The sequence below is a fragment of the Erythrobacter sp. JB3-1 genome, from assembly GCF_057364995.1.
In genome coordinates, this window is record NZ_CP200289.1 from 1,735,914 (window position 1) to 1,757,333 (window position 21,420).

At 56.6% G+C, this 21,420-nt stretch carries 24 protein-coding genes and 1 tRNA gene; 14 read left to right on the plus strand and 11 right to left on the minus strand.

From position 1 onward, the window contains the following. Window positions 1-27: 27 nt before the first annotated feature. Entirely contained in the window at window positions 28-1,827 is a 1,800-nt protein-coding gene (locus AC0V6M_RS08315; protein WP_486138350.1) for a methyl-accepting chemotaxis protein, read from the plus strand. 39 nt (window positions 1,828-1,866) lie between these two features. On the opposite strand, the gene AC0V6M_RS08320 is transcribed toward AC0V6M_RS08315, so the two are convergent. Further along, complete coding sequence (locus AC0V6M_RS08320; protein ID WP_486138351.1) at window positions 1,867-2,214, minus strand: DUF1905 domain-containing protein; 348 nt, start codon at window positions 2,212-2,214, stop codon at window positions 1,867-1,869. After that, the gene (locus AC0V6M_RS08325; protein ID WP_486138352.1) at window positions 2,211-3,269 is read right to left on the minus strand and encodes a peptidylprolyl isomerase; all 1,059 of its coding nucleotides are present in this window, start codon (window positions 3,267-3,269) and stop codon (window positions 2,211-2,213) included. The genes AC0V6M_RS08320 and AC0V6M_RS08325 overlap by 4 nt, the downstream gene beginning before the upstream one ends. An 82-nt stretch (window positions 3,270-3,351) precedes the next feature. Here AC0V6M_RS08325 and AC0V6M_RS08330 point away from each other — a divergent pair. Continuing rightward, window positions 3,352-3,441 (plus strand) — tRNA-Ser (locus AC0V6M_RS08330). Between the two features lie 363 nt (window positions 3,442-3,804). On the opposite strand, the gene AC0V6M_RS08335 is transcribed toward AC0V6M_RS08330, so the two are convergent. From AC0V6M_RS08335 to AC0V6M_RS08345, 3 genes are all read right to left on the minus strand, one after another. Beyond that, on the minus strand, window positions 3,805-4,260 hold the full coding sequence (locus AC0V6M_RS08335; RefSeq protein ID WP_486138353.1) for a hypothetical protein: 456 nt from the start codon (window positions 4,258-4,260) through the stop codon (window positions 3,805-3,807). A gap of 195 nt (window positions 4,261-4,455) precedes the next feature. Continuing rightward, window positions 4,456-4,638, minus strand: coding sequence for a hypothetical protein (locus AC0V6M_RS08340; RefSeq protein ID WP_486138354.1), 183 nt, complete (start codon window positions 4,636-4,638; stop codon window positions 4,456-4,458). Beyond that, a complete protein-coding gene (locus AC0V6M_RS08345) occupies window positions 4,639-5,412 on the minus strand; it encodes a recombinase family protein (protein WP_486138355.1) in 774 nt (257 codons plus the stop codon). Here AC0V6M_RS08345 and AC0V6M_RS08350 point away from each other — a divergent pair. From AC0V6M_RS08350 to AC0V6M_RS08400, 11 genes are all read left to right on the plus strand, one after another. Next, on the plus strand, window positions 5,378-6,193 hold the full coding sequence (locus tag AC0V6M_RS08350; protein ID WP_486138356.1) for a DNA-methyltransferase: 816 nt from the start codon (window positions 5,378-5,380) through the stop codon (window positions 6,191-6,193). The genes AC0V6M_RS08345 and AC0V6M_RS08350 overlap by 35 nt on opposite strands. Further along, window positions 6,190-6,723, plus strand: coding sequence for a DUF5681 domain-containing protein (locus AC0V6M_RS08355; RefSeq protein ID WP_486138357.1), 534 nt, complete (start codon window positions 6,190-6,192; stop codon window positions 6,721-6,723). The genes AC0V6M_RS08350 and AC0V6M_RS08355 overlap by 4 nt, the downstream gene beginning before the upstream one ends. Next, a complete protein-coding gene (locus tag AC0V6M_RS08360) occupies window positions 6,720-7,067 on the plus strand; it encodes a DUF5681 domain-containing protein (RefSeq protein ID WP_486138358.1) in 348 nt (115 codons plus the stop codon). The genes AC0V6M_RS08355 and AC0V6M_RS08360 overlap by 4 nt, the downstream gene beginning before the upstream one ends. An 8-nt stretch (window positions 7,068-7,075) precedes the next feature. Next, the gene (locus tag AC0V6M_RS08365) at window positions 7,076-7,297 is read left to right on the plus strand and encodes a hypothetical protein (RefSeq protein WP_486138359.1); all 222 of its coding nucleotides are present in this window, start codon (window positions 7,076-7,078) and stop codon (window positions 7,295-7,297) included. A 98-nt stretch (window positions 7,298-7,395) separates the two neighbouring features. Beyond that, on the plus strand, window positions 7,396-7,617 hold the full coding sequence (locus tag AC0V6M_RS08370) for a hypothetical protein (RefSeq protein ID WP_486138360.1): 222 nt from the start codon (window positions 7,396-7,398) through the stop codon (window positions 7,615-7,617). A 475-nt stretch (window positions 7,618-8,092) separates the two neighbouring features. Next, window positions 8,093-8,695: a DUF1826 domain-containing protein gene (locus AC0V6M_RS08375; protein ID WP_486138361.1), complete on the plus strand. Its 603-nt coding sequence runs from the start codon at window positions 8,093-8,095 to the stop codon at window positions 8,693-8,695. A 1-nt stretch (window position 8,696) separates the two neighbouring features. Then, complete coding sequence (locus AC0V6M_RS08380) at window positions 8,697-9,053, plus strand: MerC domain-containing protein (protein WP_486138362.1); 357 nt, start codon at window positions 8,697-8,699, stop codon at window positions 9,051-9,053. A gap of 18 nt (window positions 9,054-9,071) precedes the next feature. Beyond that, entirely contained in the window at window positions 9,072-11,243 is a 2,172-nt protein-coding gene (locus tag AC0V6M_RS08385) for a TonB-dependent siderophore receptor (protein WP_486138363.1), read from the plus strand. 18 nt (window positions 11,244-11,261) lie between these two features. Then, the gene (locus tag AC0V6M_RS08390) at window positions 11,262-11,981 is read left to right on the plus strand and encodes an ABC transporter ATP-binding protein (RefSeq protein WP_486138364.1); all 720 of its coding nucleotides are present in this window, start codon (window positions 11,262-11,264) and stop codon (window positions 11,979-11,981) included. Further along, a complete protein-coding gene (locus AC0V6M_RS08395; protein ID WP_486138365.1) occupies window positions 11,978-13,414 on the plus strand; it encodes a DUF3526 domain-containing protein in 1,437 nt (478 codons plus the stop codon). Before AC0V6M_RS08390 ends, AC0V6M_RS08395 begins: the two co-directional genes overlap by 4 nt. Continuing rightward, window positions 13,414-14,694, plus strand: coding sequence for a DUF3526 domain-containing protein (locus AC0V6M_RS08400; protein ID WP_486138366.1), 1,281 nt, complete (start codon window positions 13,414-13,416; stop codon window positions 14,692-14,694). The genes AC0V6M_RS08395 and AC0V6M_RS08400 overlap by 1 nt, the downstream gene beginning before the upstream one ends. 121 nt (window positions 14,695-14,815) lie before the next feature. On the opposite strand, the gene AC0V6M_RS08405 is transcribed toward AC0V6M_RS08400, so the two are convergent. The 5 genes from AC0V6M_RS08405 to AC0V6M_RS08425 all read right to left on the minus strand — a co-directional run bounded on the left by AC0V6M_RS08405 (window position 14,816) and on the right by AC0V6M_RS08425 (window position 18,949). Beyond that, entirely contained in the window at window positions 14,816-15,835 is a 1,020-nt protein-coding gene (locus AC0V6M_RS08405; protein ID WP_486138367.1) for an NADPH:quinone oxidoreductase family protein, read from the minus strand. A 52-nt stretch (window positions 15,836-15,887) separates the two neighbouring features. Beyond that, a complete protein-coding gene (locus tag AC0V6M_RS08410) occupies window positions 15,888-17,135 on the minus strand; it encodes an acyl-CoA dehydrogenase family protein (protein ID WP_486138368.1) in 1,248 nt (415 codons plus the stop codon). Window positions 17,136-17,184: 49 nt separating this feature from the next. Then, window positions 17,185-17,922, minus strand: a complete 738-nt coding sequence (locus AC0V6M_RS08415; protein ID WP_486139595.1) for an SDR family NAD(P)-dependent oxidoreductase — start codon at window positions 17,920-17,922, stop codon at window positions 17,185-17,187. A gap of 86 nt (window positions 17,923-18,008) precedes the next feature. Next, entirely contained in the window at window positions 18,009-18,626 is a 618-nt protein-coding gene (locus tag AC0V6M_RS08420; protein WP_486138369.1) for a phosphotransferase family protein, read from the minus strand. After that, entirely contained in the window at window positions 18,626-18,949 is a 324-nt protein-coding gene (locus AC0V6M_RS08425; RefSeq protein ID WP_486138370.1) for a hypothetical protein, read from the minus strand. The genes AC0V6M_RS08420 and AC0V6M_RS08425 overlap by 1 nt, the downstream gene beginning before the upstream one ends. A 67-nt stretch (window positions 18,950-19,016) precedes the next feature. On the opposite strand from AC0V6M_RS08425, the gene AC0V6M_RS08430 reads away from it, so the two are divergent. Next, window positions 19,017-19,655 (plus strand): TetR/AcrR family transcriptional regulator, encoded by a 639-nt coding sequence (locus AC0V6M_RS08430; protein WP_486138371.1) that lies wholly within the window; start codon window positions 19,017-19,019, stop codon window positions 19,653-19,655. Between the two features lie 770 nt (window positions 19,656-20,425). Here the strand turns inward: AC0V6M_RS08430 and AC0V6M_RS08435 are convergent. Beyond that, complete coding sequence (locus AC0V6M_RS08435) at window positions 20,426-21,418, minus strand: N-acetylmuramidase domain-containing protein (protein ID WP_486138372.1); 993 nt, start codon at window positions 21,416-21,418, stop codon at window positions 20,426-20,428. Window positions 21,419-21,420 lie beyond the last annotated feature (2 nt).

A 21,420-nucleotide genomic window follows, 5' to 3' on the forward strand; every position in this document is an offset into this window, starting at 1 on the left:
TCCGCGTGGAGTACGCATCAAATGGACATGGCGAACAACAATTTTGAACCAGCAGATGCTGGTACGCATGTTGATGCACAGTTCTTAGATGCAGCCGATAGCTGGCTCGACAAATATACGGTTGTCGCCAAGGTCCGCGCTGCGATTTTTGGCAATATTCTGGCCATCGTTGCCTTGCTTGCGATTGTGTTCGGCGCTGTTACTTACCTGGGCAGCGAAGGTGTTGCGCAAGGCGATAGGGCGTCGACCAGCGAACTGATGTCAGATGCGAACACAGCCCTTAGCCAAGCACGTTTTCATCTCAACGAGTTTGATGAGAGCCGCGATCTGGCGGACATTAGAAGCGCGCAGACTGAGCTCGACCGAGCATTTACCAATTATGGTTTGTTGAAGCAGGATGACCACCCATTCTCGCAGGACATCCAATCAGGAAACACTGCACGGCTTGAGGAAATCGGCGCAATTCGAAATTCGCTGTCCAACCTCGAAGAGCCAGCGGCGAATGCTACCGCAGTGGCTGCGTTACAGTCGCGCACCGCTATGGTTCTGCAATCATCACGTGTTGAATTTGATACAGTTGTCGAAGTTGTCGCCGTTGAATTTGCCGATCTGATTGGGAAAATCACAATCATGGCCTGGCTCGTCGCGATCTCAGGAATTGTCCTGTTGACCGGGGCGATATGGGGCGGGCGGCAAGTTACGAGCAATATCATCGGTATGATAGGATCGGTAACCGGCGCGATGAAACGGATTGCCGATGGCTATTCCGAGACCCGGATACCGGGCCAGCAACGCGGTGATGAATTGGGCGAAATGGCGCGCGCGCTGGTGGTTTTTCGCGACAGGTCTCAAGAGCTGCAACAGCTCAATGATCAAAGAGCGCAAACTGCTGAAAAAGAGCTTCTCCAGCAGCAGCAGCCGACCGAGCAATCGGCCCAAATGCGAGCTGACAAGGCCCAGCTTTTGCAAGGGTTGGCGGACAGTTTCGAAATTTCCAACGGGGCGGTTGTTGATGAGATCGGCGGGGCGTCGGAGCAGCTTAAGGCGACATCGCAAAGCATGGTGGCCCTAGCAGAAAGCTCAACGCTGCAGTCATCCGAAGCCTCCAACGCGATGGTAGAGGCGACCAGGAATGTGAGCGCTGCTGCGGCTGCAACGGATCAATTTGCTTTGTCGATTGCTGAGGTGAGCAATCAAGCGAAAGCGTCTGCGTCCCTGGCGCATGACGCCAGCGAGCTGGTTGTCGCGGCCAACAGCAAGATGACCGAGCTGTCCAGTGCCGCTGAAGAGATCGGTGAAATTGCCGAGTTGATCCAGACGATCGCTCAGCGGACCAATCTGCTCGCGCTCAATGCGTCGATCGAGGCGGCGCGGGGCGGAGAGGCTGGGCGCGGCTTTGCCGTCGTTGCCTCTGAAGTGAAAGAGCTTGCGAGCCAAACCAGCAATGCAACCAGTAGTGTGGCGGCGAAAATCAGCGCAATGCAGAGTTCGACTGGGTCGAGCGTCAGCGACCTCACATCAATTGTAAATCAAATCAACGAGCTAGAGCAGTCCTCTACGATGATTGCTGAGGCCGTTGGGCAGCAGTCTCACGCCGCCAGCGAACTTGCCCGTAATATCGATAGCGTTGCGGCAAGCACGGCGACCGTTGAGGGCCAGCTGCAACAATTGCACGACGCGTCGTTGATGACCGGATCGGCTTCCAATCAAGTTCAGGCATCTGCTCAGCAATTGGGAGAGCACGCTGCTGCCATGCGTCAAAAGGCGGACGAGTTCCTCAAAACGGTCCGCAGCAGCGCCAGCGATCTGAATTCGAAGGGCGTATAGCAGGGCACACTGGGCTGGGCGTAGTCTGCCCGGCTACGGTCAAATCAATGTCAGCGTGACCTGAACTTCGTCGCCTTCTGTCAGTCCCTCTGCTTTGCGAACTTGCGCCTTTATCGGGAGCAGCCAGCCGCCCTCATCGCTGATGGGTGAGCTGTCATTGCTGGTGTTTGGAAAGCAAGAGGTTTGCCATGCGGTCTCGCCAATCCTGGCCTCGACCTTTTGCGAGCGAAAGCCGCGTTTGCGGCCCAGCTCCAGCCGCCGCATCGCCTCATTGGCTGAGATGCTCTCACCCGCCTCCCCCTTGATCGTGACAAAGTGCCGGCTGACCCCATTGGAGGTGGTCCACAGCCACAGCGGGCCCGTTTGTGTGAGCTGTGCCTCGTTCATTCGTCTGCGGAAATGGCGCGCACCGGAACCGGGATGTTGCAGATGTCTGCGCCGCCAGCAGGCACGATAAAGAACGGATCGCGGCGGTTCGCGCGCGCCTCTGCATAGCGCGCAAAGGTCTCGCTTTCGGTGGAGAGATACTCGAATTTGGGGCGCTCACCGTCCGGCAGGTCCGACGCGACGCGAACCGAGAGGATCGGCGTGCGCTTGTCTGCTTCCTCGGCGGTATAGAAGCCCAGAGCGCCGCTGCCGCGCGGCAGCGAGGAGAGATGCTCCATGCCGGAAATGATCCGGCCCACAAGCGCGATGTTGCGATCCAGGTGGCGCGGCGCATGGCCGATTACCGTGTAAAGCTCTGCGCCCGAGCCAGTGTCCGGCGAATACCCCCGGCCCACGCCGACCATGCCGTAACAATGGACAGGCCACATAAGTGAAGCCCATTCTGATCCCGCAAAGCCAAAAGGGAAACCCCCAAGAAATGAAGTGCGGGCAGCATAGGAATCTCTCATGAGCATATGGACAAGATCCCGATTGGGCGCGACACCAGTATCCGTGTATGCTTCTTTGACTTGCTGATCCAAATCATCGGTTGTTTCTGCTTCGAGCAACTCAAGCAAAACACTTGAGGTGGGTTGTCCATACTCGCTCTCATCCATCACGCTCAGGCCCTCGGGCAGCGGCTTTGCCTCGCCTTCGCCTTCGGGATTGTCGAAATTGGGATCGCCCCATTGTACGACATAATTGTCCTGGACGCGGTTGACGGTGATGTCGTCATACCACTTCGCGCGGGCGAGCTTGCGGATATTGCCGACCCAGCCTTGGGAGAAGGGCGCGGGCATCAATTGAATCACCACTTTGCGCGCGGCCCCTTGCGCATCTGGGGCGAGCGTCATGACCAGCAAATCCTCCCCTGCAATCGCGATCCATTCATCACCAGCGGCGCTATCGACGATTTCATTGGGTGAGGGCGCACCTTGGGGCTCGCCCTCATCCTGAGCATGGGCGTGCAGGGTGAGCGCAAAGGCGCAGGCGGCAGTCAGGAGCTGTTTTTTCATGGACTATAGTCTGCCACCGTGAAGCCGCTTGCGAAAGAGCAAGCTTGCGTCTATCCGCGCCCTTTCCCGGATACGGGAATGCGGAGACGTGGCCGAGTGGTCGAAGGCGCACGCCTGGAAAGTGTGTAAAGGGGCAACTCTTTCGTGGGTTCGAATCCCACCGTCTCCGCCACCAACCCCCAGCACTAGTCTCAGATTGCATTGCGCGCGCGCAAAGCCGCGGGGTGCGGGCGTTTGAACAGGCTAAAGCGCCGTTCGCGGGATATTTAGCATCAGTCTCTGCAGGTATCAGGCGAAGTTTACGCAGCCAGTCTCTGCGCCAATCGTAATCAGTGCGGTTTCCTTGTTAAACAGGGAAAAACGTATATTTCGAGGCCAAAACAGGGCGTTTCACTTAGATCTAGGCAGAGAAACGCTAGTAAATTCTCGCAATTACCGCCGCTTAGTTATTGGAAAGGGAAGTTTCCCTGCTCTTCGCCATAACAGGGTACTTATTCGTCCAAAAACAGGGCGCGAACTCGCAATAACAAGCCTGTTACTGCGCAGAACAAGCTCGGTGCGCGCTCGGCCAATCCAACGCTTTTCTCTGCTCATGCCAGCTGATCGGGATGTGCATTTTGATAAGCTGCTGAAGATTGAGCGATGCTGGCTGGCGCCCTTCCATGATGCCGCGCTGAATATCTGGCGCGAGGAAAGCAAGCCGAGCCAGATTGCGATTGTAGGCAGAGGGAGGCGACACTTCGAGCATGGGCATTCCCTTGCTGTTGCACTCGAGCAGAGAATGCGCGCGGCGAAGCGCAGCAGTTAGGGTCGGGTCTGGGCGGATATCGGGCTTGCCGGATCGGATGATGAGGCGCTTGCCGCCGCGCAGCGGAAGAGCGACCGGTACGTGGATCCGGCAGAGCTTGGCAGAGGAATGGATCATCCGCTCACCGCCCGCCAGATGCTGAGCAATGTCGTCAGCTAGCTTAGCGGGGCACTCGAAGACCAATCCGTCATCGGCGATCCTAACGGTTATTGCATGATCGAGGAGATGCTCCTCACGCGGCAGCCAACGCGATGTTATGTCGGCGACGAGTTTTTCAATTGCAAGCGCTGGCAGTCTTTGAACAATCTGGTTCTGGCTCTGGCTGCCTCCTTGTTGAAGCGAAGCGGCTACATAATAGCGGTAGACCCGATTTGATCGTCAACGCGAGAATGATGGGCTCATGATCTCGCCGTTTGCGTCAAACAACTTGCCAATAAGCGGTGCTTTGGTGACGCGGGTGTCAGCAGCGGTGCGGTAGCGGCGAGCATTGGCATCTAGCTTGCGTTGCACTCGCTCAAACAGGTCCGGATCGACGATCCCGCCATGCTCGCCCTCAAACACCTAGTCCTTATGGACGATCTGCCCAAGGTAGATGCGGTTGCGCAGCAGATGGAATAGTGCCCCGCGGCTAAAGGGGAGGGCGCCCGATGTTCGCCCGGTGGAGTAGGTGCGATGCTTGGAGACAATGCCCCGCGCTGTGAGTTCGCGCTTGAGAGCATGGACCGCGCCGATCTCCAGATAACGGCTGAATATACCTCGCACCCTTGCAGCTTCAGTCTCGTTCACCAGCAATTTGTGCGTTCCCTCTTTGGGCCGGTCATAACCCAGCGGCGGATTGCCGCCCATCCACATGCCCTTAGCTTTGGAAGCAGCGATCTTGTCGCGGATACGCTCTCTGGTCACCTCGCGCTCGAACTGCGCAAATGAGAGTAGCACGTTGAGCATGAGCCGACCCATCGAGTCCTTGGTATTGAACGATTGAGTAACCGACACAAAGCTGGTTCCAGCCTTATCGAAGGTTTTAATGATGCGAGAGAAGTCTGTGAGTGAGCGGGTCAGCCGGTCGATCTTGTAGACCACCACCACGTCAATCCGCCCCGCTTCAATGTCACTCAGCAGAGCCTGCAGACCGGGCCGCTCCAACGTGCCACCAGAGTAGTCGCCGTCATCATAGAGAGCTGGAAGTATCGTCCAACCTTCGCTGGCTTGGCTGGTGATATAGGCCTCGCCAGCGGCGCGCTGCGCATCCAGACTATTGAACGTCTGCTCGAGGCCTTCATCTGAGCTCTTGCGGGTATAGATGGGCGATATCTGGCGGCTGGGCGAACACCGCATTGGCTGCGGCGATGGCCGCGACACAGAGTTCCTGTCCCAGCTGGTCGGCGAGGGCGCGCAGTTCGACTGCGCGTTCCTAGACCTGGCTTACAATGTAAAGGTCAATGGCCATGTCAATGCGGCAGGCCGCCACCGTGAGTTTGCGATGGCGTCTGGCGAAATGAGCGAAGATGAGTTCCAAACCTTTCTCACCGACACTCTGGGGGTCTGCGCCAAAGTATCGCGTCATCGAGCGGTGCATTTTGTCTGCATGGATTGGCGCCATATGGATGATGTCACCGCGTCGGTTGCCGAGGTTTACAACAAGCTGCTCAACATCTGCGTATGGATCAAAAGCAATGCCGGGATGGGATCGCTCTACCGCTCCAAACACGAGATGGTGTTTGTCTACCTGGTGGGCGATGCGCCGCACACTAACGCGGTGGAACTCGGCAAACACGGCCGCAACCGCACCAATGTCTGGGATTACGCTTCGGTCAATTCGATGCGCGGATCGCGGCGTGAGGACCTGGAGCTGCATCCCACGGTAAAGCCGGTAGTCATGGTTGCCGACGCGATCTGTGACGTCACCCGCCAAGGCGAACTGGTGCTAGATACCTTCCTTGGTTCCGGCGCTAGCTTGACCGCATCTGAGCGGGTTGGACGCGCGTTCCGCGGGCTCGATATCGATCCATCCTATGTTGATGTGGCGATGACGCGCTGGTCACAGATCACGGGCAAAGAGCCGCAGCCGGTCCACCGTTCGGGAGATGAGTCCAGCGCGCAAGAGGCTGCTGAATGAGCGGGGGAGTTGATACCCGTTTCAAGAAGGGTCAGTCGGGCAACCCCGCAGGCAGGCCGAAGAAGCGTCGCCCCAATGTTTCTGCATTCGATCTCGTGTTCGACAAGGTTCTGACCGTCAATCAAAATGGCAAGGAACGCGAGCTGACCGTCGATGGAGCACTGCAGCTACAAATCTATCAGGCAGCGCTGGGCGGCAGTAAAATGGTTATCCGCCAAGTTCTAAAGATGATCGAGAAACGCGAGGTGGCGCTTGTTAAACGCAACAAACCGGCCGCTGGACGAGTCAGCATGGTGCATGAACAAAGCTCTGACAATGCGCGCGAGGCTCTCACTATTCTGGGCATCCTCGAACCAGAACCAAGTCTGAGCGAAGACGCCGAACCTCGTATGAAGGTGGCAACCTGGGCTGCTCAGGCTGGATTGAGCCGCCCGGGCAAACGCAAACTCGCTGCGAAAGATGTGAGCGACATAAAGTTCTTTACTAAAGACTCTGACAAGCTGCGCTGGCCGCGAGGAAGCGGGATATGAGCCGGCTCAAGAATGAAGCCCAAGGTGACCCGTCTGCGCCAATCGGATACGGCAAACCGCCGAGCGCTAATCGGTTCAAGAAAGGCCAATCCGGCAATCCGAAAGGACGGCCCAAGGGTAAGCGCAACTCGCAGATCCCCTATGATTATGTTCTAGGGCAAATGGTCACGGTACGTGAGATGGACGCGAGCGCCGCATTACAGCAGCCGAGGCTTTTATCCTTCAGCTCGCGCGGAAAGGGTCAGCCGGAGATAGCGCAGCAACTCGCTCATCCCTCGCAGCCCTTGAAACTGCCCGCGCTAAGAACGAGCAGGGGCAGAATAACAGGGTATCGAAGGTCGTGATTGTCCCAATGCAGATCGAGTGCGTTCTGCGGACGCTTGGCATTGCGATCAAGAAGTACCCGACTGACAAAGAGCGTGTGCGTTGGGAAAACAATCCTTGGGCGATTGATGCCGCACTTGCGGGGCTTGGCGACCGGCAACTTACCGAGGCCGAGCAGCGCGAAGTGTGGAGCTACACCCGCATGCGGCACAAAGTGAACTGGCTAGGGTGGTGGACGGTCACCGAGTGAACGGCAGCTTTGCGCCCTAATCCAAGACGTAGCGACCCAAGGTCTTAGTTACTGAAAGCGGACATGCTCCGAGGCCATTCCGGCCAAGGAGAATGACAATGACTTACTCACACTTTGACCCTGCTGCCCAAATCCGAGTGCCGTGGAACTTTGGCGCGAATATCGGTCCCAAGCGCCTCTTCAATCAGAAACAGATCTGGGCGATCCGCTTCTTCTTAGATCGCGAAGAGCGCATTCGCGATCGAGCGCTGTTCGATCTGGCGATTGATAGCAAGCTGCGAGGCTGGAGAGCACGGGGCAAAAGCATGCTGCAGTCCTAGCGAGCTCACGCCAAGTAGGAAAATCCGCGCGCCCTCATGCTCCCGCGTATCGTCATCCCGGCAAAAGGCATTCTCCTGAGCCTGCCTAAGGGCTGGGCTCTCAAGCGGGCAAGCGCTACACTGCATGGCCCTAGGCCCCAGCTGGCGCTGGAGTGACGCAAACGAAGAAACACTCGTCATGCTGAATTCAGTTCAGCATCCATCCTTAGCTCCAAGCCTAGCTGGCCGCGCGGGGGATGGACCCTGGAAGCGCAGCTGGCAGACGGTCAACCAAGTTCAGGGTGACGAGAGATGTTTAGTGCTGAGGCTAACCAACTTTACTCGAGCGTCGGCTTTGAGGTGTTTCGTGTCAGTTATAGAATGACCATCATTGGGGGTGAAAGCAGCCGTTCCATCAACAAACCATTTGCAAGGAACAGATCCCTCGGCTAGCCCGCATGTTACGTTGTAACGTTTTAATGAGTCGATCTCAAAATTGTCCGATATATTGCAAACCTCCGCGGCGGTTTCTGCCTCCTGCGACGTTATTCGCACGGTGCGTGATCCAGAGTGCAATCTCGCGATCTGGGAGCGCGACCTTGCGTGCAACTATGCCCGCCTACTTTCAAGTGATCCTACAGACGTTCGCTTCGACACGCCCTTGCCGAACCTGCGCGAACGCCTTGAGGAATGTTTGGATGATGCGGGCTTCGCAGATCAAGTTGAGCGAGACGAACTGACCGCCGACATTGTCATGTTGGCGGAACGCTATTGTAGCGTTCTTGATCTCACTGAACTCGAAGTCAGAATTGAGATCGTTACCACCAATTCCTGCCGCAAGTGGCATGCTGACTATGTCAAAGCGCGCCTAATCACGACCTATGCGGGGTCCGGCACTCAATGGCTGACGGACGACGATGCCGCCCGCGTCAAAAATGGAGCTGAGCCGCTCCATATCAACTCGATGTCGGCGGGCGACATCGGCATCTTTAAAGGTAAGCTCGCCACCAATAACCCAGCTATTCACCGCTCGCCGCCGATTGCAGGAACGGGTGAGAAACGGCTGCTTCTGGTCCTCAATCCCACAGAGGGAGATTGATATGGAGAACACAGCAAAAATCGACCGGGCAGCGATAGGCTTCAGCCTGCTCTGTGTGGTGCACTGCGCGCTTCTTCCAGTCGCCGCGATCAGCCTGCCGGTGCTTGGTTTGCTGGCGGATGCCGAATGGGTCCACTGGTTGTTCGTAGCGCTCGCAATCCTGGCGGGTGTCACGACCGTCTTAATCGCCCACGATGCGCGCACGCCCTCTTTTCTGGTTCCGGCAATCGCCGGGGTTGGCTTGCTGCTACTTGCGCTTATCGCTGAGCCCCTAGGCTTTGGCGAAACCGCCCCAACAGTTGCCGGCGCGATGCTCTTGGCAGGGGCGCATCTCTACCGACTTTCCCGAAATCATTAGTTCTGAACGGATATTCTAATGCACCTTAATCGGCTTCTTGCCTCCTCTTCCTTCATCATCCTTGGCGCTGTCAGTGCTCCGGCCATCGCTCAGGACTTTGAAGCGTCTGAGGGTGCCGAGACGGCAAGTGGTGAGATCATTGTCACCGATCGCCGCGCGTATCGAGGCGATTTTGAGGATCTTGAGATCCCACAAATCGACCAGACGATCAGCGCAGAAATTCTGCGCGATACCAATGCACTGGATTTGAATGCAGCATTGGATCTGTCGGCTTCTGTGTCACGCCAAAACAACTTTGGCGGCCTTTGGAACAGCTTCTCCATTCGCGGCTTTTCAGGCGACATCAACCTGCCCAGCGGTTTTCTCGTTAATGGTTTTAACGCCGGGCGCGGCTTTGGCGGCCCGCGCGATATTTCTGGAATTGAAGCGGTTGAAGTTTTGAAGGGGCCGCGCTCTGCGCTTTATGGACGGGGCGAACCGGGCGGCACGATCAATCTCGTCACCAAGCGTCCTCAATATGAGACCTCCGGCTATGTCCAGCTTCAAGGCGGCTCATTTGATTTTTACCGCGGGGATATCGACCTTCAAACGACGCTGGGTGACAATGGCGGTATCCGCGTTGCAGGCTTTTTCGAAGATGCCGGTAGTTTCCGCGTGGGTAAAGAAACGCAGAAGTTTGGCATCTATCCGTCCGTCCGTTTCGATGTCGGGGAAAGCTCAACGATCACATACGAGCTTGAATACACCTCGCAAGAATTGCCTCAGGACCGCGGTGTAATCTTCTCCGACCAATTCGGCTTTTCGCCTCGCAGCTTGTTCACGGGCGAACCTGATGCGCTGATCGATACAGAGGTGCTTGGGCACCAGCTCGAATTTCAGACCGAGTTCAGCGACAATTGGGGCCTTCTCGTAGGCGCAGGTTATCGAGAGACATCGCTAGTTGGCGATGCTTATGAAAACAACTTTGGCAGCCGCCAGCCCTATCTCGTCGACGGCCAAGCGATTTCCCGTTTTTTCCGTTTTCGGGATTACGAAGCGGAGTATCTCGCATTGCGTGCAGAGGTGAATGGCGAGTTCAACACTGGCGCATTGCGTCACCGCTTGATCTTCGGCGTCGACTATGACGAGTTTGATAATGATCAGGTCGCCAACCGTTTTCGCCAGGCAGGAATTGGCGGAGCTGCAAGCAGCACGCTTGATCCAGAGACTTACCTGCTAATCTTCGTGAACAACCCGCTTTACGGTCAATATGCCCGCCCTGACGCGGCTGCACAAATTGATCGCTTGGAAGAAACAGGTGGATTTGGTTTTTACATCCAAGACCAGATTGACCTGACCGACAAATTGCAGGTTCGTATAGGCGGGCGCTTTGATGATTTTGATCAAAGGTTGGTCAACCGTCGCTCTACTCCCGCAGTCGTAAGCGAGTCATCCAACAGCGCCTTTTCTCCGCAAGCAGGCCTTGTGTACCGCGCGACCGATGGCATCAGCCTATATGCGTCATATGGAGAGGGCATTCGCCAGCTTTCTGGTGCGGACTTTGAAGGCAATTCATTCGATCCGAATAAGTCCACGTCGTTTGAAGCGGGCTTGAAGCTTGACCTCGCCTCTGTGTTCTCAGGTGTTCAGGGTTCTGCTTCTGCGACGGTGTTCGATGTTGATCAAAGCAATATTCTCATCTTCGACCCACGTCCTGAGGCAGCGGGCGAACTGATCCCGGCTGGCGAAGCGCGCAGCCGCGGGCTGGAGTTTGATGCCAATGCGAGCTTCGATAGCGGACTAAATATCTGGCTGTCCTATGCTTACACCGATGCCGAATACACCAATAGCGGAACGGATTCGGCAACGTTCACTACCTTCAATCCTGGCGAGCCGCTTATTAACTCGCCTGACCATCAGCTGAGCCTGCAAGTGTCTCAACGCTGGGTGGTCGATGATATTGGCGTGCAATTGGGAGGCGGGGTGCTTCATGTTGGAGAGCGTAACGGGGAAGTCGGCGGCGACTTCGACCTGCCCGATTACACAACGGTCCGTCTGTTCGCCGAATTTGAGTTTATCGAGAACCTGTCGTTCCGGGTCGATTTCGAGAACTTGTTCGACGAGACCTATTACACCGACTCCTTCGCATCCGTCTGGGTCCAACCAGGCGCTCCACGCTCGGCGTTTATCTCAGCGCGCTACAGCTTCTGATTGAACGAGGAAAACGACATGACATCGCCTTTGGAGGCTCGCTCGCTTTCTCTGGTTCGCGAGGGAAACGCCGTGTTGGACGGCGTTTCCTTTGCCGTGCAGCAGGGCGAGATTTTCGCGCTGCTCGGCGGCAATGGTGCCGGCAAATCCAGTACATTGCTCACCTTCCTCGGCTTTCTCGATCCGTCCGGCGGCGAAGTTTTGGTGAACGGCACAAGTGTGACCAGTGATGTGGCTGCTGCTCGCGGTGCGATCGCATATTTGCCTGAGGCGGCATCGCTTTATGGGCACATGACAGCCTACGAAAATCTTGACTATTTCCTACACCTAGCCGGAAAATCAGCAACTACGGGCGAGATTGACGCGGCGCTTGACCGCGTTGCCTTGCCGCAAGAGGCTAGAACCCGCCGCTTGCAATCCTATTCCAAGGGGATGCGGCAAAAGACCGCCATCGCGCTCGCCTTGCTCCGCGAAACCCCAATATTGCTGCTTGATGAGCCAACATCAGGCCTCGACCCTGTTGCCATTGATGAGTTTCACGATCTCGTGAAGGCCTTGGCCGAGGGCGGACAGACCGTCCTTATGGTTACCCACGATGTTTACGGCGCTTGCCAAATTGCAGACCGGGTCGGTCTGCTCCGCCACGGCAAATTGGTCGGCAGCTTCGCCGCAGAGAACGGCCAGCGGATCGATACAGAAACGGTGCATGCGGCATTCGCTGAAAGGCAAGCTGCATGAGCACGATCACCCGCATAGCGCGCGAGGAATGGCGCCTCTGGCTGCGCTCGCGGGTTGTGATCGCGGCTGCCGTGATCGTTGCGGTGCTGATTGCTGCCACAAGTCTGCTCACGGCAAGCCGCATTGCCGACGAGCAATCTCAGCGCACCGATCAGCAGATCGCAGCGGAGCAGACCTTCTTCGCGCAGCCTGACCGCCATCCGCACAGGATGATCCATTACGGCCACTATGCCTTCCGTCCGCCGCCTCCGCTTGCAGTGTTTGAGCCGGGCGTGGATGCGGTGACAGGTCAATCCATCTTTCTCGAAGGGCACCGCCAGAACACTGCTATGTTCGCCGATACCAAGGCGGCGGCGGATCTGGGCGGTTTTGCCGCACTGACCCCGGCGAGCCTGTATCAATTGCTCCTGCCATTGCTGCTTATCGTCTTGGGCCACGCCATGTTCTTGCGCGAGCGCGAAAGCGGAACGCTCGCGGTGATGCTCGCGCAAGGACAATCGGGCACGACGCTTGCGCTGGGCAAGGCAACCGCTTTGCTTGCCGTGATCGCTATCTTCATGGTCCCGCTGGTGCTCGTGGCTGCCTATTCGGTCAGCCTCGGCGAAAGCGCCCTTGCTGCCGGTTCAATGGTCGCCGGATATTTCGTCTACCTCTGCATCTGGGGCGCGATTGTCCTCGCCGCCTCTATCCTGCTCAAACAGCGCTCTGTCTCGCTTGGCGCACTGATTTTTGTCTGGCTGTGTGCAGCCCTCATCGTCCCGCGCTTTGCCATTAATGCCAGCAGCGCGGCGATAGACGCACCCGGCAAAATCGAGAGCGATCTTGTGATGCTCGCCGAGCAACGCAAACTGGGCGACGGGCACAATGCGGCAGACCCCGCTTTCATGCAGCTTCAGGCAGAAGTGCTGGAGCAATATGAGGTTGAGACCATCGAGGAGCTACCCATAAATTGGCGCGGCGTGGTCGCATCTTATTCGGAGGCCGAGCTGACCGAACTACTCAATTCTTACGCAGAAGAGCGTATGGGGCTGGAGGCGAGCCAATCGCGCATCTTCGGGTGGTTCGGACTGGCTTCGCCGACCATTGCGATCAGCTCAGCTTCGCGAACATTGGCGGGAACTGACCTTGCAACCCACCACCGGTTCTTACGCGAAAGCGAGGCATTGCGATTTGGCTTCGTCCAGGCACTCAATGAAAAGCACGTCAACGACCTCGATTATGCAATCGACATGAACCGCAATGCCGATGCTGAGGCTTCCCGCCGCGCGCGGATCAACGCCGGCGCATGGGAGGTGCTCGACGAGTTCCGCTTTGAGCCAGATGACGCAGACACGCGACTGGAGCGCGCATTGCTCGCATTTGTCATTCTATTGGTTTGGCTCACCGCTGCTGGTGGGCTTGTTTACGGCGCAGCGCGGCGGGTGAGGCTCTGATGCTCGGAAATCTAGTCCGCGAAGCGCGTTTCCTCGCAAAAGATCGCGGGGCTCTGTTCTGGCTGTTCTTGGCGTTCCTGCTTTCCGTCGTGGCGGTGTCTTTCGGCATCGCGGAGGTTCGCGAACAACGCGAAACCATCGCGACTTTGCTCGAAGAAGACGCTGCGGACCGCGCAAATGCGCTCGAGGGACAGGAGGATTGGGGCAGCGCCGCCTATTACGCCTTCCACCTCACCTACGCGCCGCCATCCGACTTTGCCTTCGCCGCCATGGGGCAGCGCGATAGTAGCCCTTGGAAACACCGTGTGCGCATGCTCGCACTGGAGGGGCAAATCCATGAGGCCGATACGCGCAATGCGGACTTCGGTCTTGTTGGACGGTTCGATTTCGCCTTCTTGGCGGCCTCCGTCGCGCCGCTGCTGCTGATATTGTTGCTGTACGATCTGCGAGCATCGGAGCGGACCATGCGCCGCCATGACTTGCTGGTGGCGACCGCCGGTTTGCCGCGATCGCTGTGGTTGCCGCGTGCGCTGGTGCGAGTATCTGCGTTGGCCTTGCTGCTGCTTATTCCCCTCTGGATAGGGAGTGCGGTCGAAGGCGCTGGGCTGTCGCTGACGCTACAGGCGAGTATTATTGTCGTCGGCTCGCTGCTGATCTGGTGGCTTATCGTCGAACTGGTCAGCCGCATAGACGCCTCGCCATCGATTCTACTGACATCGCTGGTCGGCCTATGGCTTGCGCTCGCCATCGTCGTACCTGCCGTTTCAAAGGCAGCCATCGAAGCAGGCAATCCTTTGCCCGACGGCGGTGAAATCCTCCTCTTGCAACGAGAGACAGTAAACGACGCATGGGATTTACCCAAAGAAGCGACGATGGAGCCATTTGTGGAGCGGCATCCAGAACTCGTTGACCACACAGAGATCGAAGAAGGCTTCGAATGGAAGTGGTATTACGCGTTCCAGCAGGTCGGCGACCAAGTGGCAGAGCCGCTCGTTCAGCAATATCGCGATGCGCGGCTTGCGAGAGATCGGTTGGCAGGAACAGCCTCGCTGCTGTCCCCTACGTCGCTGGTTGAGCGTTCGTTTGAGAAACTGGCTGGAACCGATGCGGCTGCGATGATCGCCTATGAAGACCGCGTGCGGGACTATCATGGCCGGCTGCGCGCGTTCTACTATCCGGTGATGTTCCCCGAAGAGCCATACGACAAAGCACTCTTGGATGACTTGCCCGCCTTTGCTCCGCCAGGTCTTGTCAGACTAACTGTACCTGTTGCGGATTGAGGCGGCGAGGGTAGGGCACTCCATGCCTAGCGGAGACGAGTTCGCGTTAGACTGACAGCACCAGAGAGGTCGCACCGAGTGAGATTTTGGTGTGTGAAAGAGAACTAAGGGCATAGGTGACCTACCCTTGCGAGCCACAAACTTGGACTATGACTTTGCCTTCGACTTTTCCGTCCGCGATATGCGTTGCCGCTGTTACCGCATCATCGAAGTCGAATACCTGACTGCTTGAAAGATCTATTGCGCCTTCCTGCCAGTGCCGAATCAAATCCTGATGGGCCTCAAGCACCTGATCTGCGGTCCATCCAACGGGCATTGCTCCCAGCAACGAGATGTTTTTCATTACCGTTTCCGGCAGAGCGATGCGCGCCCATTCACCGCTCGCATAACCGATCACAACAAACCGCCCTTCGAAAGCGATCGCATTGAAGGCAGCGCGTGCAGCTTTGCCGCCGACAGGATCGAAGACGACCGAGACGCCTTTGCCGCCGGTCAGTTCCAGCGCCGTCTTGGTAATGTCTTGCTCCCGTCTGTCGATCACTTCATCCGCCCCGATGCTTTTGCAGAACGCGGCTTTTTGCGGCCCACCAGCAACGGCGATAACGCGCGCGCCCTTTGCCTTTGCCAATTGAACCGCTGCATTGCCCGAGCTGCCCGATGCACCCAGCACCAGCACCACATCGTCATCTGTGATTTTCGCGCGCCGGACGAGTGCGGTCCATGCGGTTTGATAGGGTATGTAAAGACCCGCAGCCTCAGCCCCTGTCATGTCATCGGGGATCGGCAATAAGCCAGACAATACGCCATCATCAGTGCCACTTGCCCGCATTAAGCATTCATTGGCCAATCCGCCGGCTTGCGCTTGAAACAAAGTTGGACCAACGACGCGAGTGCCCATCAGCGCCTCATCGATGCCTTCACCGATAGCAATCACCTCGCCCGCTGCCTCTTGCGAGGGCGTAAAGGGAAGTGACGGCGTGAGCGGGTAGTTGTCTGGGCTCATGAAGATATCAGGCAAGCCCAAGCCGCAGGCTTCGACTTTGATTTTGACCTGGCCGGCACCAGGCTGAAGGCTATCAACGTCCTCAAGCTTCCAAACATCTTTGGGTTCACCAAACGACTCAACTACCCATCTACGCATTTGCACTCTCTCTTCTCGCTTGTGTCTCACGCGCTACGGCTTCGTCTTAGCCTCAATCGGTGGGAACGTCGTTCCAACCGGCGCCCGGTTTCGCGTATTGCCCGATCTTGAACTTACCAAGCTGGGATGCGTGAACCTCGTCTGGGCCATCGGCGAGGCGGATAAAGCGCTGCGTCGCAAGAATGCCCGCCAAGGGCACATCATCACTGACACCCATGCCACCGAAGATTTGGATCGCGCGATCCGCCACGGTTTGCGCCATTTGCGGGGCAACCACTTTGATCGCTCCGATCAAATCCTTTGCGTTCTTTGCGCCTACACGGTCAATCGCATCAGCCGCCTTCAGAGTGAGCAGTCGGGCCTGTTCGATGTCGCAATAACTCTTTGCAATCTCCATCCGAATGCTGGAACGATCCGAAAGCATGCGGCCAAAGGTTTTGCGTTCCGTTGCGCGCTGACACATCAATTCGAGCGCGAGCTGCGCCGACCCGATAGAGCGCATGCAATGGTGAATGCGGCCCGGACCAAGGCGCCCTTGCGCGATTTCAAAGCCGCGCCCTTCGCCAAGGATGATGTTCTCTTTGGGAATGCGAACATCTTTCAAATGCACTTCGCAATGCCCGCCAGGAGAATGGACATCGCCGAACACCGTTTGCGCGCGAACCACTTCAACGCCAGGCGTATCACGCGGAATGATGACCGTTGACTGCTGTGAATGGCGCGGGTTTTCCGGATTGGTCTGCCCCATCAACAAAAGGACTTTGCAGCGCGGGTCCATGATGCCTGAGATCCACCATTTCTTGCCATTGATGACATAGTCATCGCCGTCGCTGCGAATTTCCGTGCGGACATTGGTCGCATCTGAGCAAGCGTGATCGGGTTCAGTCATCATATAGACCGAACGAATTTCACCAGCGAGCAGCGGCTCCAGCCATTGATGTTTTTGCGCGTCCGTGCCGAATTTGGCGAAGACTTCCATATTGCCGGTGTCAGGCGCAGAGCAGTTAAAGACTTCGCTGCACCAAGGGTTGCGGCCCATAATCTCTGCCAAGGGCGCATATTCGAGGTTTGTGAGGCCGGGGCTGTATTCGCCATATTCTTCAGGCAGGAACAGGTTCCATAGGCCAGCAGCTTTGGCCTTTTCCTTGAGCGGTTCAAGGCCCGGCCAAGGCTTCCAGAGATTGGCAGGATCGTGGTCCCATGCATGGATCTCGTGATCCACTGGCAGGATATTGGCATCGACAAAGGCTTGCAATCTCGCGATCAGGCCTTGTGTTTTCTCGCTATATTCGAAGATCATAATATGGTCCTAAACTGAATCTGTTGGCCTGTGATTGGGGCGCTGGTCGCTAAAGCGTGAGCCCGCCATCCGCGATGAGCGTGTGCCCTTGGACATAGGAAGCGAGCGGTGATGCAAGGAAAATGGCCACGCCGGCCATATCTTCTGGTGTTCCATAGCGCCGAAGAGGGATTGTTCGCAGCGCGGCTTCGCTGCGCTTTTCGTTTTCGGTCGTGACCGCGGTAAGCTTTGTTGGCACCAATCCCGGGGCGAGGCCGTTCACCCGTATCCCGTCACGTGCCCACGACTGGCCGAGCGTTTTTGTAAGGCTGATGGCAGCAGCTTTGGAGGCGGCATAGGCCGGGTTGCCAATATTCGCGTTCAAACCAGAGATTGAACTCACGATCACAATCGAGCCTTTGGCCTCGCTCAGCATGGGCTTGAATTTGGTCGCTGTGTGCATGACCGAGTTGATGTTGATATCCATCACATCGTCCCAGCCGGGCTTTTCATATTCGGCCTGCTTGTACCGGACGAAGCCCTGAGACTGGACGAGCACGTCCAGACCGTCGAATGGCGGTTCGTAGGCATCCAACTCGTCGAAGTCAGCCACATTGACTTGTCCGTAATGCAGGCCCTCCAAGTCAGAGCCTTCCTCAGCCGAGTAGTCGCTTGCCTCTGCGCGCGTGCCCCAAACATGCACCTCGGCCCCGCGCGCGCGGAAACCATGGGCGATGCCATTCCCGATACCGCTTGAACCGCCAACAACCAGCACGCGTTTTCCCGAAAAGTCCAGATCACTCATAATCGTATCTCTCTCAATTCTTCGCGATCAATCGGTGCGCGCGCTCGAACAGTGAAATTGTCATCGCATGCAGCCGATCGCCGGTTTCTCTAGGCGCTTTGCCAGCGCTCGCGCGGGCATGGGTGCCTTCTAGGATTGCACCCAATTTGAAGCAGGCGAGCACGCCGTACCAAGCTACGGTTCGAATGCTTGCCATAGTGCGCGATGAGTTCATCAAGGTTTGGGAAACCGTCCCAGGGTTCGATCTCGCCGACGACAGGTGTGTGATCATCGGCCCAGGTGGCCATGACCCACCCAAGGTCGATTAAGGGATCGCCAATGGTGGCCAATCCCCAATCGACAAAGGCGGCAAGTTCGGCACCGTCATGGGCAAACATCGTATTTGCCAAATGGCAATCGCCGTGGAGAATGCCGGGCGTGAATTCTTGCGGCAGATGGTCCTCAAGCCAAGAGACAATTCGCTCGACATCGGGCAGCTCTTGAAAGCCAGTCCATCCATCAAATGCTGCGTAGCTTTCCAACTGCTTCATCCAGCGGCTTGATTGCCGCTCTAGAAACCCTTCTAAACCCGCCGCTTTGAGGTCAACCGCCCCCAGCGCTGCCATTCCTTCGATGTAGGAATAGCCCATGCGCTCGCGGATCTCTGGGTCGCTGGCGTGTAGCTGCGGCAACCCATTGGCAGGATTGAAACCTTCAACAGGGGCCATCAGATAGAAGCAGGCGCCAAGCGCCTCCTCATCATCGCAGCCGCGATGAATTCAGGATGCGGCACCCCAGTTCCGGCTAGCGCCTCCAAGACCCGCGCCTCGCGTTTCATCGTGTCATTGGAGTTTTTGCGCAGATGGAGCGGCGGTCTGCGCAGAACAAACTCTTGGCCGCCACGGTCAAAGCGAAGGAGGATGTTCTGTGTCCCTCCCGCTAAAAGCTGCGGGTTATCAAGCGGTCCGCTTTCCAGTCCAATACCGTCCATCCAAGCCGTTAAAGCCTCTAGATCGACCGGTATCGCATTTTCGCTAGATTGATTCGGCATAATGCATTTGTATTAATCATATGCATTATTGCAAGTGACAATTGCTTGTGGTTTATATGCCCCTGGTATGAGCAAACTGTCTTCGAAAGCGCGCAGCCCTTCGGTTGAGAGGCTCAAGGTTGAGGCACAGCGCCTCTTTGCCAATCGAGGCATCGACGGCGTTACCGTACGCGACATCGCCGCGGCCGCTGGCCAGAAAAATCCTGCGGCTGTTGGGTATCACTTCGGTTCGAAAGAAGCGCTGATCCGCGAATTGATCGTAGATGGCGCGAAAATCATTGATGACCGCCGAAACGATCAACTTGATGCGTTGGCGGACAGCAGCGGCAGGGTAAGCATTTCTCAAATCGTCGATATTCTGATCTATCCGTCCGTCAATTTGGCCGCAGCCGGCGAAACCGACACATACAATCGCTTTCTGCGCATGCTCACTATGTCGCACCGCGACCTGTTTGACGATGCTCTGGAGGGCCGCTGGAACTCTGGGTATCAGCGCTGTCTGAAACATCTACGCAAGCTGATGCCGCTAAAGAGCCGCACTTTGCAGAACCAGCGCTTTATCTTCTTGGAATCCTATCTTGGCGGGGTGCTTAGCGCGCGTGAAACAAGGCTGGATGACACAAGTCGTGCTCACTCAACTTGGAACGACAAATCAACGCTAGCGCATTTCGCAGCCACGATTACCTGTATGTTGGAAATGGAGTAAACCGGGTCAACGGCTGAAATTGGGTCGGCAGTGGAATGGCTGGTAATAAGTTCCAATGAGCAAACCGGACGTTTCGCAATCTTCGCTCTAACCGTCTTCAATTGCCAGCTTGGCTCAAGATCCATCTGCACGAAAAGGAGTTGTCCCATCACCGTCTTTCCTCACTTTCTTGGCCGTCCACCGCAGTTGGAAACATGAGTCCGCCCTACCTCGCAAATTATGGGTTTATCATGCTGATTTTATTAGAAAAACTTCTTTGGGCGGAATCAGCCCGTCTACGAGTAGAGCGGGTTTGCGCTGATCCGTGCGCCACTCATCATGCCTTAATGCGTTGTAATATAAGCATAAAATATCAATTGGCTGCGAACTGTTTACGATTGAACTTTTCCTGCTTTTTCCTGCTTTTTCGGAACGAGAGTTTAGCCCGTCAGGTAGAAAAAGCTGCCGAATGACCCGGCAAGCCTAATCACCGGACAAAAGCGTCACCGCTATATGGGCTTTGCGTCCCAAGATTGGGATATACTGAGTCCGTGCATGTAGTCTGATCTGTGCGAATACGTAAAAGGCTGCCGAGGCCGAGAACACCGCCTGCAAGACCCAAGCATTCGTGGGAGCAGCTTGTCATGAGGTTAGAGTATCTTCGGTTCTACAAGCATTTACGTTGTTGTGCTTGCCACCATCGTCTCCGCCATTCGATCTCTCACTTTCCGCTCAACCCTGTTGCGCGTTCTTGAGTGGAACCGGCCCGTGCAGCCTTATCGCTTGACGCTTTATGTCAGCGCATCGGCGTACAGCGCGTCCCAGACAGGATCATCTACAAGACCGTTTGGTTCAAGGTTCTTTGCCGCTTGGTATTCCTTGACCGCTTGTTCAGTTCCGGGTCCAAATTTTCCGTCCTGAGCAATGTCCAAAAGCTCCTGCAGCGCTAGAACATCTGCGCCTTGGTCACCGCGCTTCAAGTCAAGACGGACGTCTGCCCCAAAATCCGCGTAGAGTTGGGCCCAGGTCTTTGGCCCGACTATGCCGTCACGATACATGCCATGCTTGCGTTGGAACTTCATCACGGCGTCCTTAGTATTCGGTCCGAAGTCGCCATCTACGGTTAGGCCTAGCATTGCCTGAACCTCACGAACTGCATCATTCCTATCGCCCATGCGCAAGATTGGTTGGGGCGCATCGATGCGGGGACCACCAGCGGAGTGCAAGGCAAAGGCAGCGGCGAGCTTCGTGTCGTACTTGTTCTTACGATATGCTGGTCCATTATAGCGCCGTGCGAACCCAGCCCAGTCGAGCCTCCGCAGCTCATCATCGATCCGGTTCTTCTTTACGAAATTGACGAAGGCATCGAGATGCCTGTCCTCACTTTCAACCATAGCGGCGACAAAATCCTCGACATTGGAGAATCCGCAAACCTTGTAATTATCTCCCATGATTTGAAACGCGCCCCAACTGGCAGAACGCAGGGCGGCATCACGGTCCAAGTTGATGGCACGGTGCAGCCGTTCGTATTGGGCCGAGGATCTGCCATAGCCTCCCCATTTCGGATGACTGATGTCGGGGTGGGTACCGCTGAACCGGCCTCCGGTCAGGCGGTGGAAGTAATGGCGTTCGAACAGGATCTTTGGCCGGCGGTCGCGTTGGAAACCGCCGCGGCTTTCAACATCGATAACCGCTCGTACAGCCGCCACCTGACAGCGCAGGTTTTTTGCTGCTTGCTCAATCGCCTCATCACTAAAGGGTGTCGCATCTCCTTGAAATTCCATTG

Bases quoted from the DNA above. Each gene is read 5' to 3' on its own strand.
- AC0V6M_RS08315 (WP_486138350.1), top strand. From the start codon at position 28: ATGGCGAACAACAATTTTGAACCAGCAGATGCTGGTACGCATGTTGAT.
- AC0V6M_RS08320 (WP_486138351.1), bottom strand. From the start codon at position 2,214: ATGAACGAGGCACAGCTCACACAAACGGGCCCGCTGTGGCTGTGGACC.
- AC0V6M_RS08325 (WP_486138352.1), bottom strand. From the start codon at position 3,269: ATGAAAAAACAGCTCCTGACTGCCGCCTGCGCCTTTGCGCTCACCCTG.
- AC0V6M_RS08350 (WP_486138356.1), top strand. From the start codon at position 5,378: ATGGGCGATATCTGGCGGCTGGGCGAACACCGCATTGGCTGCGGCGAT.
- AC0V6M_RS08345 (WP_486138355.1), bottom strand. From the start codon at position 5,412: ATGCGGTGTTCGCCCAGCCGCCAGATATCGCCCATCTATACCCGCAAG.
- AC0V6M_RS08355 (WP_486138357.1), top strand. From the start codon at position 6,190: ATGAGCGGGGGAGTTGATACCCGTTTCAAGAAGGGTCAGTCGGGCAAC.
- AC0V6M_RS08360 (WP_486138358.1), top strand. From the start codon at position 6,720: ATGAGCCGGCTCAAGAATGAAGCCCAAGGTGACCCGTCTGCGCCAATC.
- AC0V6M_RS08365 (WP_486138359.1), top strand. From the start codon at position 7,076: ATGCAGATCGAGTGCGTTCTGCGGACGCTTGGCATTGCGATCAAGAAG.
- AC0V6M_RS08370 (WP_486138360.1), top strand. From the start codon at position 7,396: ATGACTTACTCACACTTTGACCCTGCTGCCCAAATCCGAGTGCCGTGG.
- AC0V6M_RS08380 (WP_486138362.1), top strand. From the start codon at position 8,697: ATGGAGAACACAGCAAAAATCGACCGGGCAGCGATAGGCTTCAGCCTG.
- AC0V6M_RS08385 (WP_486138363.1), top strand. From the start codon at position 9,072: ATGCACCTTAATCGGCTTCTTGCCTCCTCTTCCTTCATCATCCTTGGC.
- AC0V6M_RS08390 (WP_486138364.1), top strand. From the start codon at position 11,262: ATGACATCGCCTTTGGAGGCTCGCTCGCTTTCTCTGGTTCGCGAGGGA.
- AC0V6M_RS08395 (WP_486138365.1), top strand. From the start codon at position 11,978: ATGAGCACGATCACCCGCATAGCGCGCGAGGAATGGCGCCTCTGGCTG.
- AC0V6M_RS08400 (WP_486138366.1), top strand. From the start codon at position 13,414: ATGCTCGGAAATCTAGTCCGCGAAGCGCGTTTCCTCGCAAAAGATCGC.
- AC0V6M_RS08405 (WP_486138367.1), bottom strand. From the start codon at position 15,835: ATGCGTAGATGGGTAGTTGAGTCGTTTGGTGAACCCAAAGATGTTTGG.
- AC0V6M_RS08410 (WP_486138368.1), bottom strand. From the start codon at position 17,135: ATGATCTTCGAATATAGCGAGAAAACACAAGGCCTGATCGCGAGATTG.
- AC0V6M_RS08420 (WP_486138369.1), bottom strand. From the start codon at position 18,626: ATGGCCCCTGTTGAAGGTTTCAATCCTGCCAATGGGTTGCCGCAGCTA.
- AC0V6M_RS08425 (WP_486138370.1), bottom strand. From the start codon at position 18,949: ATGCCGAATCAATCTAGCGAAAATGCGATACCGGTCGATCTAGAGGCT.
- AC0V6M_RS08430 (WP_486138371.1), top strand. From the start codon at position 19,017: ATGAGCAAACTGTCTTCGAAAGCGCGCAGCCCTTCGGTTGAGAGGCTC.
- AC0V6M_RS08435 (WP_486138372.1), bottom strand. From the start codon at position 21,418: ATGGAATTTCAAGGAGATGCGACACCCTTTAGTGATGAGGCGATTGAG.